11 protein-coding genes and 1 pseudogene are annotated in these 12,274 nt (G+C 64.2%); 4 read left to right on the top strand and 8 right to left on the bottom strand.

The window, feature by feature from the left end:
• Positions 1–51 precede the first annotated feature (51 nt).
• Positions 52–912 (bottom strand): N-formylglutamate amidohydrolase, encoded by an 861-nt coding sequence (locus ACQY4Y_RS20470; protein ID WP_428492434.1) that lies wholly within the window; start codon positions 910–912, stop codon positions 52–54.
• A gap of 133 nt (positions 913–1,045) precedes the next feature.
• Here ACQY4Y_RS20470 and gpt point away from each other — a divergent pair, with 133 nt between their 5' ends.
• The gene (gene gpt, locus ACQY4Y_RS20465) at positions 1,046–1,522 is read left to right on the top strand and encodes a xanthine phosphoribosyltransferase (protein ID WP_428492433.1); all 477 of its coding nucleotides are present in this window, start codon (positions 1,046–1,048) and stop codon (positions 1,520–1,522) included.
• 138 nt (positions 1,523–1,660) lie between these two features.
• Here gpt and ACQY4Y_RS20460 read toward each other — a convergent pair whose 3' ends face one another.
• Positions 1,661–3,079 (bottom strand): mannose-1-phosphate guanylyltransferase/mannose-6-phosphate isomerase, encoded by a 1,419-nt coding sequence (locus ACQY4Y_RS20460; protein ID WP_428492432.1) that lies wholly within the window; start codon positions 3,077–3,079, stop codon positions 1,661–1,663.
• Positions 3,080–3,215: 136 nt separating this feature from the next.
• Here ACQY4Y_RS20460 and ACQY4Y_RS20455 point away from each other — a divergent pair.
• Both ACQY4Y_RS20455 and ACQY4Y_RS20450 read left to right on the top strand, forming a co-directional pair.
• Positions 3,216–3,389 (top strand): annotated as a pseudogene (locus ACQY4Y_RS20455) (Rdx family protein); the annotation flags it as partial.
• Between the two features lie 206 nt (positions 3,390–3,595).
• A complete protein-coding gene (locus ACQY4Y_RS20450) occupies positions 3,596–5,701 on the top strand; it encodes a sodium-translocating pyrophosphatase (protein WP_428492431.1) in 2,106 nt (701 codons plus the stop codon).
• A 225-nt stretch (positions 5,702–5,926) separates the two neighbouring features.
• Here ACQY4Y_RS20450 and ACQY4Y_RS20445 read toward each other — a convergent pair whose 3' ends face one another.
• From ACQY4Y_RS20445 to nudC, 4 genes are all read right to left on the bottom strand, one after another.
• Complete coding sequence (locus tag ACQY4Y_RS20445) at positions 5,927–6,406, bottom strand: aromatic-ring-hydroxylating dioxygenase subunit beta (protein WP_428492430.1); 480 nt, start codon at positions 6,404–6,406, stop codon at positions 5,927–5,929.
• On the bottom strand, positions 6,403–7,635 hold the full coding sequence (locus ACQY4Y_RS20440; protein WP_428492429.1) for an aromatic ring-hydroxylating oxygenase subunit alpha: 1,233 nt from the start codon (positions 7,633–7,635) through the stop codon (positions 6,403–6,405). The genes ACQY4Y_RS20445 and ACQY4Y_RS20440 overlap by 4 nt, the downstream gene beginning before the upstream one ends.
• Before the next feature lie 154 nt (positions 7,636–7,789).
• Positions 7,790–8,242, bottom strand: a complete 453-nt coding sequence (locus ACQY4Y_RS20435; protein WP_428492428.1) for a DUF488 family protein — start codon at positions 8,240–8,242, stop codon at positions 7,790–7,792.
• Positions 8,242–9,171 carry an NAD(+) diphosphatase gene (gene nudC, locus ACQY4Y_RS20430; protein ID WP_428492427.1) on the bottom strand — a complete coding sequence of 310 codons (930 nt, stop codon included), beginning with the start codon at positions 9,169–9,171 and terminating at the stop codon, positions 8,242–8,244. Before nudC ends, ACQY4Y_RS20435 begins: the two co-directional genes overlap by 1 nt.
• A 409-nt stretch (positions 9,172–9,580) precedes the next feature.
• Between nudC and ACQY4Y_RS20425 the strand changes: the two genes are divergently transcribed.
• Complete coding sequence (locus ACQY4Y_RS20425; protein ID WP_428492426.1) at positions 9,581–9,898, top strand: BrnA antitoxin family protein; 318 nt, start codon at positions 9,581–9,583, stop codon at positions 9,896–9,898.
• A gap of 176 nt (positions 9,899–10,074) precedes the next feature.
• Here ACQY4Y_RS20425 and ACQY4Y_RS20420 read toward each other — a convergent pair whose 3' ends face one another.
• Together ACQY4Y_RS20420 and ACQY4Y_RS20415 are read right to left on the bottom strand one after the other, a co-directional pair.
• The gene (locus ACQY4Y_RS20420) at positions 10,075–11,202 is read right to left on the bottom strand and encodes an amidohydrolase family protein (RefSeq protein WP_428492425.1); all 1,128 of its coding nucleotides are present in this window, start codon (positions 11,200–11,202) and stop codon (positions 10,075–10,077) included.
• On the bottom strand, positions 11,199–12,269 hold the full coding sequence (locus ACQY4Y_RS20415; protein ID WP_428492424.1) for an amidohydrolase family protein: 1,071 nt from the start codon (positions 12,267–12,269) through the stop codon (positions 11,199–11,201). Before ACQY4Y_RS20415 ends, ACQY4Y_RS20420 begins: the two co-directional genes overlap by 4 nt.
• Positions 12,270–12,274 lie beyond the last annotated feature (5 nt).

Below are 12,274 nucleotides of genomic sequence, written 5' to 3'. Positions count from 1 at the left end.
AAAACAAAAAGCTAGACCATTGTCGGCATGCCCGGTCACGCTGGCAATGGTCTAGCCGATCAGGTCGTGAACCTGCAGCGTGATCGACTCGACCAGTTCGGCGATCTGACGTCGAACAAAGGAAAACCGCGCCAGACGCTCGATGCGGGCCTCGTCCATGTACAACGCCCGGGCAATCTCGATCTGCAGCACGTGCACGTCCTCAGCCGGCCGGCCGTAGTGCCTGGTGATGTAGCCACCGGCATAGGGATCGTTACGGCGAACCAGATACCCCTTGCCGGTCAGCAAGGCCTCGGCCGCTCGGGTGACCCGCGAGGCGCAGGCTGACCCGTGCAGGTCGCCCAGGACGAAATCCACCGGCCGGCTGTTTGCCCGCTTGCCCTGGCCCGACGGCATCGAATGGCAGTCGATCACCAGACAGTAGCCGAACCGTTCCTTGATATCGCCGATCAGCCGGTTCAGCGTGTCGTGATACGGGCGCCAATAGGTGTAGATCCGCCGCTCCGCCTCGGCGAACGCCAGCTTGACCGCATAAATCGGTTCCCCCGAGGCCACCACCTTGGCGATCGTGCCCAGACCCGCGTTCACTCGCGAACTGGTCGTATTCACCCAGTCCGGCAAATGCTCGCTGAACATCGCGGGATCGAGTTCCCACGCCTCCCGATTCGCATCGCAAAACGCGCGCGGGAAGTTGGCCGCGAGCAAAGGCGCGCCGTGCAGCGGCGCGGCGTCGAACAGCTCATCGACGAAGCAATCCTCGCTGCGCCGCAAGCTGAGCGGGCACAGCCGGACACCAGCCATAAGGTCGGTCGAATAAACCCGTCCTGAATGCGCCGAGGTGAATACCACCGGGGCGAACGGCCGCTCCGGTGCCAACAGCCGGTAGGGGACGATTTCTTCGGCGTTAGGCATCGATACAGGAGCGTCCATCGCCGTATCAAAGCCGCAGTGGACGAAAAAGTCACTATCCTCCGCACACCCCAGGGGCGGTGGGGCGGTGCAAAACCCGCTTGCAAACGTGGTCAGTTTGCGTCGAGAAAAGCTTATGGCAACGCATTATTATGCCGTCACCTGGGACCAGTTGCATCGCGACGCGCGCGCGCTGGCCTGGCGGTTGATGGATCTGGGACCGTTCCAGGGTATCGTCGCGATCAGCCGGGGCGGCCTGATCCCGGCCGCGATCATCGCCCGCGAACTGGATCTGCGCCTGGTCGAGAGCGTCTGCGTGATCACCTATCAGGACGAGACCCGCGGCGAGCCCGTGATCACCAAACCGCCCGCCGCGGCCGGCGACGGCAGTGGCTTCCTGATCGTGGACGACCTGGTCGATTCCGGCACCACCGCGCGCGTGGTCCGCGGTGTGCTGCCGCACGCACATTTTGCCTGTGTCTACGCCAAACCGGCCGGACGGCCGGCCGTCGACAGCTTCGTCACCGAAGTGTCGCAGGACACCTGGATACTGTTCCCCTGGGACACCGAACAACAGTTCATCGAACCTCTGGCCCGCCGCGGCGGCGCCTAGTATCCGATCGAGGAGAAGCGCGAGACGCGAAGCATCCGCGATTTGGCGCGTGAACCGGATACTCAAACAAACACCGAGGTATCGCGTTCCACTGATGCGCAGTACCAGATCATCCGCCAAGCTAAACCCACCGGCGCCTCAGGCTCGGCCGTAGGTGTCCTCCAGCCGGACGATGTCGTCCTCACCGAGATACGCGCCGGACTGCACCTCGATCAGGGTCAGCGGTATCCGGCCGGGGTTTTCCAGCCGGTGTACGCAGCCCAGCGGCAGATAGACGCTCTCGTTTTCCTGCACGATCAAGCTGTCGGCGTCACGGGTCACCCTGGCGGTGCCGTTGACCACGACCCAATGCTCGGCGCGGTGGAAGTGGCTCTGCAGCGACAGTTGCCGCCCGGGGCTGACGACGATGCGCTTGACCTGGAACCGATCGCCCTGGATCAGGCTCTCGTAATAGCCCCACGGACGATAACTTCGGTTATGCGCGACCGCCTCGGGGCGGCCGGCCGCCTTCAGCCGCTCGACGATCTTCTTGACGTCCTGGGCTTGGCCGCGATGCATCGCCAGCACGGCATCCTCGGTCACCACCACCACGGCGTCCTTCAGGCCGACCACCGCCGCCAACATGCCGTCGCTGCGGACATAGCAGTTCTCCGCACCCTCCAGCACGACATCACCTAGCGCCACGTTGCCGGCGGCATCCTTGGACCCAAGCTGCCACAGCGCGCTCCAGCTCCCCACGTCCGACCACCCCAGATCCGCCGGCACCACCGCGGCTCGGCCGGTCCGTTCAGCCACGGCATAGTCAAGGCTGATCGACGGGCAGGCCTTGAAGGCTTCGCTGCCGAGCCGGATGAAATCCAGGTCGGCCTTGCGCTCGGCGAATGACCGGCGCACCGCCGGAAGCACCTCGGGGGCGTGCCGTTCCAGCTCCTCCAGCAGGCTGCGTGCGGTAAACACGAACATGCCGGAGTTCCACAGATACCGACCGTCCGCGACCAGGCGGGAGGCGGTCGCGGCGTCAGGTTTCTCCAGGAACCGGGCCACCGCGTAAACGCCGTCCACGCCGGGCAGTGGGTCGCCCATTTCGATGTAGCCATAGCCGGTCTCTGGCGCGCTCGGCTTCATGCCGAAGGTGACGATCCGGCCGGCGCGAGCAGCCTCGGCGGCGACTCGCAACGCACTCTGCAGGGCGTCTTCGTCGGCGATCGCCGCATCCGCCGCCATCATCCACAGCACCGCGTCAGGGTCATCCACCAAAAGGGCGGCAGCGGCGATCGCCGGAGCGCTGTTGCGGCCGACCGGTTCCAGCAGGATGCGGGCGCTGTCGATCCCGACCTCGCGCAATTGTTCGGCAATCAGGAACCGGTGCTCGTGATTGCAGACCACGATGGGCGGCGCAAACCCCGGGTCGCCGGCGCGCAACGCGGTTTCCTGCATCATCGTGCGCTGTGACACCAGCGGCCAGAGCTGTTTGGGGAAACTGTCGCGCGATACCGGCCATAGCCGCGTGCCGGAGCCGCCGGACAAGATGACGGGGACGATACGGTGTTCTGTCATGGTGAAATCCTGAAGTCGTTCCTTTCTTGCCGATTCCATCCCCCGATGCCAAGCTGATAGCGCCGCAACGACCCGAAGGAATACTGCAAAGATGCAAATTGAAATCGAATACTGTGGAATGTGAGGCTACGAGCCGCGCGCGATCGCGGCGCGGGACCTGATCCAGAACGCCCATCCGGACGCCAAGATCGCGCTGATCAGGTCCGGCGGCGGGGTTTTCGAGATTTCCGTCGATGGCCGGCTGGCCTACTCGAAGCGGGCGACTGGTCGCTTTCCGACGGATCAGGAGGTGATGTCAGGCCTTCACTAGCCGGTCCGTTAGGGCCTGACACGCCGGTCTCACGCACGACGCCACGGTGCCTGCCGCGTGACGGCGGCCTGCAAGCGTAAGTAACACAACGTCCATCGGCGATTGCCGGATGCGTGTGCATCTGGCATACGCCGCGGCCATGGTGATTCGCGCGCTGCGCGGCGGCGGTCAGGCCTGGACAAACCAATGAGGAGGGGAAACCCCTGATGTTTGCGGCGAAATTCCTGATCATACTGTGTGGCCTGGCGGCGTTGGTCTACGGTCTGATCACCAGCCGGCAGGTTCTTGCCGCGGATGCCGGAACCACCCGGATGCAAGAAATATCGGCGGCGGTTCAGGAAGGTGCCCGCGCCTATCTGAACCGCCAATACACCGCGATCGGCATCGTCGGGGTGGTCATTCTGATCCTGCTCGGCCTGATCCTCGGTATTCATACCGCGATCGGCTTCCTGATCGGCGCGGCGCTGTCGGCGGCGGCCGGCTATATCGGCATGAACGTCTCGGTGCGCGCCAATGTCCGCACCGCGCAGGCCTCACGCCGGGGCATGGCCGCCGGGCTCGATGTCGCGTTCAAAGCCGGCGCGATCACCGGAATGCTGGTGGTCGGCCTGGGCCTGCTGGGCGTCGCAGGCTATTTTTTCGTGCTGCGCGGCAGCGGCCCGATTGACGACGAGCAGCTTCGCAAGGTGCTGGAGGCAATGGTCGCGCTGGGCTTCGGCGGCTCGCTGATCTCGATCTTTGCTCGGCTGGGCGGCGGCATCTTCACCAAAGGAGCCGACGTCGGCGCCGACCTGGTGGGCAAGGTCGAGGCCGGCATCCCCGAGGATGACCCCCGCAACCCCGCGGTGATCGCCGACAACGTCGGCGACAACGTCGGCGACTGCGCCGGCATGGCCGCCGACCTGTTCGAGACCTACGCGGTGACCATCGTCGCGACCATGCTGCTGGCGGGGATCTTCTTCACCGGCGCGGTCCGCGATGCGCTGCTGATGTTGCCGCTTGGGATCTGCGCGATCTGCATCCTGACCTCCATCGCCGGCACCTATTTCGTCAAGCTTGGGCCGGACAACGGCATCATGAAGGCGCTCTACCGCGGACTGATCGTGACCGGCGGCCTGTCGGTAGTCGGCATCGCCATCATCATCCTGCTCACCGCCGGCCTGACCACACCGTTGCCGCTGACCAGCGGCGGAACCGTGAACGGCTGGGACCTGTTCGTCTGCGCCCTGGCCGGACTGGTGGTTACCGGGCTGATCGTGGTGATCACCGAATATTACACCGCGACCGAGTACCGTCCGGTGAAGTCGATCGCGCAAAGCTCCACCACCGGTCACGGCACCAACGTGATCCAGGGGCTGGCGATCTCGATGGAGGCCACCGCGCTGCCGGTGGTGGTGATCAGCATCGGCATCATCTTCACCTACCTGATGGCCGGCCTGTTCGGCATCGCCGTCGCCGCCACCACGATGCTGTCGCTGGCCGGCATGATCGTGGCGCTCGATGCCTACGGCCCGGTCACCGACAACGCCGGCGGCATCGCCGAAATGGCGGACCTGCCGGCCGAGGTCCGCGTCACCACCGACGCCCTCGATGCCGTCGGCAATACCACGAAAGCGGTCACCAAGGGCTATGCGATCGGCTCTGCCGGCCTTGCCTCGCTGGTACTGTTCGCCGCCTACACCCAGGACCTGACGCACTACTTCCCTGCCCTGCATGTCGATTTTGCCCTGCAGAATCCATTCGTCGTGGTCGGCCTGTTCATCGGCGGCATGCTGCCATACCTGTTCGGCGCGATGGGCATGACCGCGGTCGGGCGCGCGGCCGGTTCGGTGGTGGTGGAGGTGCGCCGCCAGTTCCGCGAGATACCCGGCATCATGGAAGGCACCGGAAAGCCGGAATACGGCAAGGCGGTCGATTTGCTAACCAAGGCGGCGATCAGGGAGATGATCGTGCCGTCGCTGCTGCCGATCGGCGCTCCTATCGTGCTTTGGCTGGTGATCGACATCATCGCCGGCCGAGCCGCGGCCTTCGCCTCGCTGGGCGCGATGCTGCTGGGCACCATCGTCACCGGACTGTTCGTGGCGATTTCCATGACCTCGGGCGGCGGCGCCTGGGATAACGCAAAGAAATACATCGAGGAAGGCAATCACGGCGGCAAGGGGTCCGAGGCGCACAAGGCGGCGGTCACCGGCGACACCGTGGGCGATCCGTACAAGGACACCGCCGGCCCGGCGGTGAACCCGATGATCAAGATCACCAATATCGTTGCGATTCTGATGCTGGCGATCTTGGCGGGATGGTTGCGCGGCTGAGCGACGCCGCTGAACTCGGTCGCGAGGCCACTATCGATTCAGTTAAACCGATAGTGGCCTGCAGTTCATTGTTCGCCACGGCGTTTCAGGCTTTTGGTGATGCTACCAAAAGCGATCGGCTCCAGACTATTTGCAGCGGGACCGCCATGCCGAAAATGGTCCGGCTGTTCGCTTTGTTGCATGATTCACAGGCCCTGAAGGTTCCGCCGAAGCCGCGATCATGCTCTACAGTGGGATCGCCACCAGCGTATCGAAGTGGGACGAATCGCAGATCACGATACGCTCGCGGAAGCGTAGGTCGTCACCGTGATCGTCCAGCCAATCGCGGTACCGGCCGGCGGCGAACAGGTCGATCCGGCCGTCCCGCATCGTGCGCACCACCAGGAACGGCGTCTCGACCCGGACCTCGGCGGCGGTTGATTGCATCAGCCGCGCTGTCCCGACGATGTGCCGATAGGTCTGCCGCTCATAGATATTCGCCCGCCGCAGCGCCAGCACGCGATCGGCCAGCATCGACCGGCTGTCGGCGTAGACGATCCCGGCCTCGTTGCCGTCGCGCAGATTGTCCGCCGAGGTGATCTTGTACAGACACTGATCGACGAAAAATCCCGGCCACTCCTCCAGCCGATCGTCGTCGATCGCCGCGGCGTAATCGGCGTTCAGCGCGGTGACGCGGAACAGCATCTCGGCGGACCCCACGCTCATTGCCGCATGATCGCCCGCCAGGTCTTCCAAAACCCGCGAATCGCGGTTTCCGTCGCCCTGGTGTCCTGGCTTTCCATCCCCGCGCCGCCCATTTCCAGCAGCGAAACACCATCGGCCGCCACCGCCGCGCCGCGTTCGACAAAGTTGCCGATGCAACCATCTTCCATAGAAACGAACCCCGCCGGTCCCGCGAGGTTGAGCTGCTTCAAGCGGCGTCGGCGCAACGCCGGCGAATCGTCGGCATAGCCGAGATAGATCCAATTGAGATCGGTCTTGTCCACACCACGCGGGACAAACTGGCGAATCGCCATCACGTTGTAGGTGCGCTGCATCGCAAAACTTGGGAAGACGGAGATGATCTGCTGGCGCACACGGTCGCCGTGCTCGTCCTCGGCATCCAGCATGCTGGGATCGGACAGCCGCAACTCGTCGTCCACCGACCGCATGCCGTCATAGGAATTGTCCGCCTCCTCTGTCGGGGCCAGGGTTGTCGACACGTGACAGGCGCCGGTTTCGCTGACACTGACCCCACCGCCCTGGCTCAGGCGGTTGATGCGGAAGGTTGCGAAGAACACGTGCAGCAGGCTGGCATGATAGGTGTCGCGGACATTCTCGGCGTAGAGTTTCCAGTTGTTCTGCAACACCTCGGTGAACCGGCCGATCACCTGCAGCTTGCGGCTTGCGTTCAGGCGCAGCGCGGCGGAGACCTCGGGACCGATGAAGTCCTCGATGCTGGGAGTCACATCGGAAAATGTCGCGAACACCAGACCGCTAAAAGTGGCGATGCGCGGCTTGCGCACCGCAAGATCCTGGGGCCGGAAATCGTCCGGCATGCCGCCCTTGCCGTTGACGCCCCTGCTGAAGGCGATCGACTTCAGGTTGCCGCCCAGATCGTAGCGCCAGGCGTGGTAGACGCAGGTGAAATCCTTGGCGTTGCCGGCATTGTCCAGGCAGATCAGCGCGCCACGATGCAGGCAGCGATTCTCGAACGCCGCGATGTCTCCGGACTCGGTGCGCGCGACCACCACCGGCATACGGCCCACGAACGTGGTGCGCCAATCGCCGATGTTGGGAATTTCGGTCTCGAGACAGAGATAGTTCCACACCGGCCCTTCGAACAGCAGCCGCTGCTCCTGGTCCAGGATTTGCGGGCTCCGATAAACCTGAAACGGCACCCGGGTCTCGCCCTTGGGCCAGCGAACCGCGTCGTCGATCGACATCTGGTCCATTGCCAAGCTCCTGCTGTGCGAGTGTGAGGCTAACCCAGCCATCCAGGGCTGACAAACCACGTCGCACCGGTCCGAGTGGTCGATCATGGCTGGCCGGTGGTGAACGGCGGCTGTCGGTGGCCTGAAATGCCGCGTCGGCGATGGCCGTTGCGGCTTATGGCACGGCCAGATGCACCACGCTTTGTCGCGTTTCAGCCACGATCATTTCGGCGACCAGGCGGCGGTGGCAGGTGTTGTGGTCGCGCTCGAAACACAGCAGGCAGACCGGGCGTTGTGCGCGTTCTCCGACCAGTTGTTTTGCCCGTGCCAGGTCCACCTGGGCACGATCGGAGGTCATGTGGTCGCCAAAGATGACCTCCATCCGTTCCGGGTGGCCCGCGCGCACCGCGTCGCGGCCGGGCTTGGGCGTGCCGAGACCCTGCAGGTGGACATAGCCGATCCCGGCCTCATCCAGCGCCGCCGCGAGTTGGCGCTTGGAGAACCCTGGCTTGCGCGACTGCGGCACGGCGCGGACATCGATCAGCAGCCCGACTTCGGCTTCAAGCAGCGTGTGCAACAGCGCCCCAATTGTGGTGCCCTCGTAGCCGATGGTCGCCAGTGCGGGCATCAGCCGTGTGCCAGCCAATCCTCGATCAGCCGGCGGGCGATGCTGTCGACGCGCGGCAGGGCGAAGCCGTGCTGGTCGGGCTGGCGCATTTCGTCGCGGCTGAACCAGCGGGCATCCTTCAGCTCCTCCGGATCGATGGTGATCTGTTCGGTTAGAGCCTCGGCATAGAAGCCCAGCATGATGTTGCCCGGAAACGGCCACGGCTGGCTGGAGTGGTAGTGGACGTCGCCGACCGTGATCCCGGACTCCTCCAGCACTTCGCGGCGGACGGCTTCCTCCAGGGTTTCACCGGGTTCGACGAAGCCGGCCAGCGTCGAATACATCGTTGCACGGGGGAAGCGGCTCGAATGACCCAGCAGCGCTCGGTCACCGCGATGGACCAGCATGATCACCGCCGGATCGGTGCGGGGAAAATGCTGCGTCTCGCAGACCGTGCATCGCAGCACGTGACCCGAGCTTTTGACCTCGCACGGATTGCCGCAGACGCTGCAGAACTTGTGCCGCTGACGCCAGTGCATCAGCCCCCTTGCATGGGCAAGGACCGAGGCTTCCGGGCGCGGCACCCCCCAGCCGACCGAGCGCAGGTCGACGAAGCTGCCCAAGCTTTCCGGCAGCAGCGGAACCGGGTCCTCGGCGGCGCTGATGTCGAGCGCAAACACCGCGCGGTCGTCCAGTATGCCGAGAAACGCCCACGGACCATCCTCACGAACGCGCAGCGTGTGGGCCATTTCGCCCGAGATATAAACCGCTTCGGGAATGCCCTCGCCGCTGCCGCGCACGAGATTCTTGGCCCGCCAGACCGGCACGAACAAGGTCTCGGGGTCGGCCAGCCTCTCGGCGATCCAGGCCGGATCCTCCCGCCGCGTGGCAATGCGGTCGAGCGGGGACGACGAGTAGACGTTGGGGCGGCTGGCCAGGATAAGGGTCACTCGGGGCGGCTTCCGGTCTACGAGGTTGGATTGAGCCGGACCCTGCCACCGGCGAAGGGTTGGAGCAATGCTTTCGGTCTCGCGTTGCGTGGGATCAACTTGCCGGGTTGAAATTTCAATCGGTCCAACTCGAAGGAGGGACTGGATTGTAGCCACAATTTGTGGATATAATCGGTCGTGGATTTCGAATGGTCAGAGGCCAAGCGTCGGGCCGTATTGGCTGAGAGGGGCCTCGATTTCATCGACTGCGAAGTGTTTTTCGACTCCGGGCCACTGATCAGCGCTCCATCACCGCGCGGCGCCGAGGAACGATAGGTTTCCGTGGGCGCGCTCAACGGTGTGTTAATCGCGGTGGTGTGGACGTGGCGCGGTTCGGCGATCCGGGTGATCACCATGAGGAAGGCGAGAGATGGCGAAAAAAGACGATACCAAGCGCTATACGGCTGAGGAACTGGCGGCATTGTGCCGCAACGGCCAGAGCCTCTCCGACTTGGCCAGGGTCGTCGCCACGACTGAAGAGGAACTTGAAGCCTCCATCGCGGCAGATCCCGATGACGCGCATGAGGCAGACTGGACCCAAATCGTGGTGGGCATTCCGGCGCGAAAACAGGATATCCATATTCGGCTCGACGCGGACGTGCTGAGCTGGTTCAAGGGAACCGGCAGGGGCTATCAGACGCGGATCAACAACGTGCTGCGGGCCTTCGTCCAGAGCCGCAGAGTATAATGCCGGCTGAGGTTAGAGGCGGCGTGATCGAATCGTTAGGCTCATGTCACGACATGCTGCCGACTAGAGGTTTTTCAGCATGACTGTGCATGCCGAAAATGGTCTAGCCCATTGTTTTGTCGCATGATTCACGCGCCTTGAACGTTCCGCCCAGCGCGATCATGCTCTAATTCAAGTCACCCCTGCCGGTAAACCGCCTTCGCGTTGTCCATGAACACCGCCTGGCGCTGCGCCTCGGTCAGCTTGATCGGCAGCGCCTGCGCCGGATCGTCGAAATCCCAATGCGGATAATCGGTGGCGAACAACACGCGGTCCCAGCCGATCCACTCGATCGCCTCCGCCAGCTGCGTGCGTGGCTCCGGTTCCTCGATCGGTTGGGTGGTGAACCAGACGTTGGTCCGGATATATTCCGATGGTGCCCGATTCAGATGGGGCAGTTCCTGCTTAAGCTTCGCCCATTGCCGGTCCATCCGCCAACCCAAGGCCGCAGCCCAGGCAAGGCCGCCTTCAGTCAGCACGACACGCAGATTAGGCACCTGCTCGAACACACCCTCCAGGATCATGCTGACCAGCAGCGCCTGCTGCGCCTGGGCGTGGCCGACCATCTCCTCGATGTAGTAACTGCCCCAGCCGCCGGCGCTGTTGGGCCAGCCGCCGTTGCCGAAGGCGTGGATGCCGATCGCCAGGTCGGCAGCGGCAGCAGCCTCGTAAATCGGCCAGTAGCGGCGCTGCCCAAGCGGTTCGGCGGTGCGGCTCAGCAGCAGCACCTGGGCGAAGTTGGGGTCGCCGGCGCGCAACTCGATCTCTTTCACCGAGGCAGCGGCGTCTTCGTACGGCACCACGACTGACCCGCGCAGGCGCTTGTCCAGGGACGTCCATTCCGCCTTCTGCCATTCGTTCGTGGCGTGGGTGATCGCCGCGGACAGCAGTGGATTGGTGGCCCCCTGCCCGCTGGTCAGCGGATTAAGGATACCGAGCGCCACATTGTTCGGATCGAGGTGCTGTTGCGCCATGAAGCCGAGGTCGCTCCCGGGGGACCGCCCGTCCGGCAAAAACGCATCGCGCCGGCACGCCTGGGGCTGGCCCTTCGGATAGGCCGACCCCTTCTCCCACGGCTGGCGGTATTGCAGGCCGAAGGTCTCGACATGGTCGACCCAACGCTTCGACAGATAGGGATACAACGACTTGCTGACGCCGCCGATGCCGACGCCGGCCGGGCGAGGATGAATGTCGCAATCAGCGATCGCCAGCTTCGAGCTCGCGGCCACCTGGACACCGGAGCGATTGAGGACGTCCACATTCATCGCGTGGTCTCCCTTTGTGTCAGTCGAACATAGGTACGCAGCGGATTGTCCGCCATGATTTTCCGCGCCAAGGCAGGATTCAGACCCTGTGGTATTGGGCTATCACCATCGAATTGATAGTGCGGATAGTCGGTCGAGAACAGCAGCATGTCGTCGGACCCGATATGCTCGATCAGGCGCATGACGGACGACGGATCGGGCGGTGCGTCGAACGGTTGCAAGGTCAGCCGCACGCGGTCGCGCACGATCGACCCGGGCGGGTCGGACACCCACGGGATCTCGCTGCGCAGCCCCTTCCAGAATTTGGTCAGGCGCCAGAGATAGGCGGGCAACCAGGTGACGCCGGATTCCATCAGCACGACCGTCAGTGCGGGAAATTTGGCGAACACCCCCTCGGCAATCAGGCTGGTGAGCTGGGATTGAAACGCGGTCGCCTGGTTGACGTATTCCTCGGTGAAGCTGGTTGGCCAGCCGACCGGGGTCATCGGATGGCGATACATGCTGCCGGCGTGGATGCCGATCGGCAAACCGTGCCGTTCGGCCGCGGCGTAGATCGGCCAGTATCGGCGCCGACCCAGGGTATTTTCCGACCCGACCAGCAGCATCACCTGGACGAAGCGGCGATCCGGGGCGCAGCGGTTGATCTCGTCCACCGCCAGTTCGGCATTCTGCATCGGCACGACGATCGAGGCGCGCAGCCTGGCATCCCGATCCAGCCATTCCCTGGCGATCCAGTCGTTCAGCGCTCTGCAAAGGGCGACGCCGAGGTCCTCGCTGAACTGCGCCTGCACGCCATAGAGGCAGTTGCAGATCGCCAGACTGGTGCCGAACGGGTCCAGCGCCTGGCGGGCGAGGGTGGCGGCGTCGGTCGCGGTGCGCCCGGTGTCGTCCCGCCAGTCCTGCCGGAAACTGACCGGGTTGCGCGTCGGATAGGCGATCGTGGTCAGATCTTCGATGCCGCGGCGGACAACCGTTTCGCGCCAATGGTCGTCGAGATAGGGCAGCAACGACGCGATCGCCGGCACGAGCGGGTGGATGTCGCAGTCGATCGTGGTCGCCTCGGTCATCACAC

The sequence above is a fragment of the Rhodopila sp. genome, from assembly GCF_965277165.1.
Taxonomy (GTDB): Bacteria; Pseudomonadota; Alphaproteobacteria; order Acetobacterales; family Acetobacteraceae; genus Rhodopila.
The sequence above is the reverse complement of the archived record's forward strand: the minus strand, read 5'-3'. Positions and strand labels throughout refer to the sequence as shown.

Coding starts and splice junctions, on each gene's coding strand:
- ACQY4Y_RS20470 (WP_428492434.1), bottom strand. CDS start 912: ATGCCTAACGCCGAAGAAATCGTCCCCTACCGGCTGTTGGCACCGGAG.
- gpt (WP_428492433.1), top strand. CDS start 1,046: ATGGCAACGCATTATTATGCCGTCACCTGGGACCAGTTGCATCGCGAC.
- ACQY4Y_RS20460 (WP_428492432.1), bottom strand. CDS start 3,079: ATGACAGAACACCGTATCGTCCCCGTCATCTTGTCCGGCGGCTCCGGC.
- ACQY4Y_RS20450 (WP_428492431.1), top strand. CDS start 3,596: ATGTTTGCGGCGAAATTCCTGATCATACTGTGTGGCCTGGCGGCGTTG.
- ACQY4Y_RS20445 (WP_428492430.1), bottom strand. CDS start 6,406: ATGAGCGTGGGGTCCGCCGAGATGCTGTTCCGCGTCACCGCGCTGAAC.
- ACQY4Y_RS20440 (WP_428492429.1), bottom strand. CDS start 7,635: ATGGACCAGATGTCGATCGACGACGCGGTTCGCTGGCCCAAGGGCGAG.
- ACQY4Y_RS20435 (WP_428492428.1), bottom strand. CDS start 8,242: ATGCCCGCACTGGCGACCATCGGCTACGAGGGCACCACAATTGGGGCG.
- ACQY4Y_RS20425 (WP_428492426.1), top strand. CDS start 9,581: ATGGCGAAAAAAGACGATACCAAGCGCTATACGGCTGAGGAACTGGCG.
- ACQY4Y_RS20420 (WP_428492425.1), bottom strand. CDS start 11,202: ATGAATGTGGACGTCCTCAATCGCTCCGGTGTCCAGGTGGCCGCGAGC.
- ACQY4Y_RS20415 (WP_428492424.1), bottom strand. CDS start 12,269: ATGACCGAGGCGACCACGATCGACTGCGACATCCACCCGCTCGTGCCG.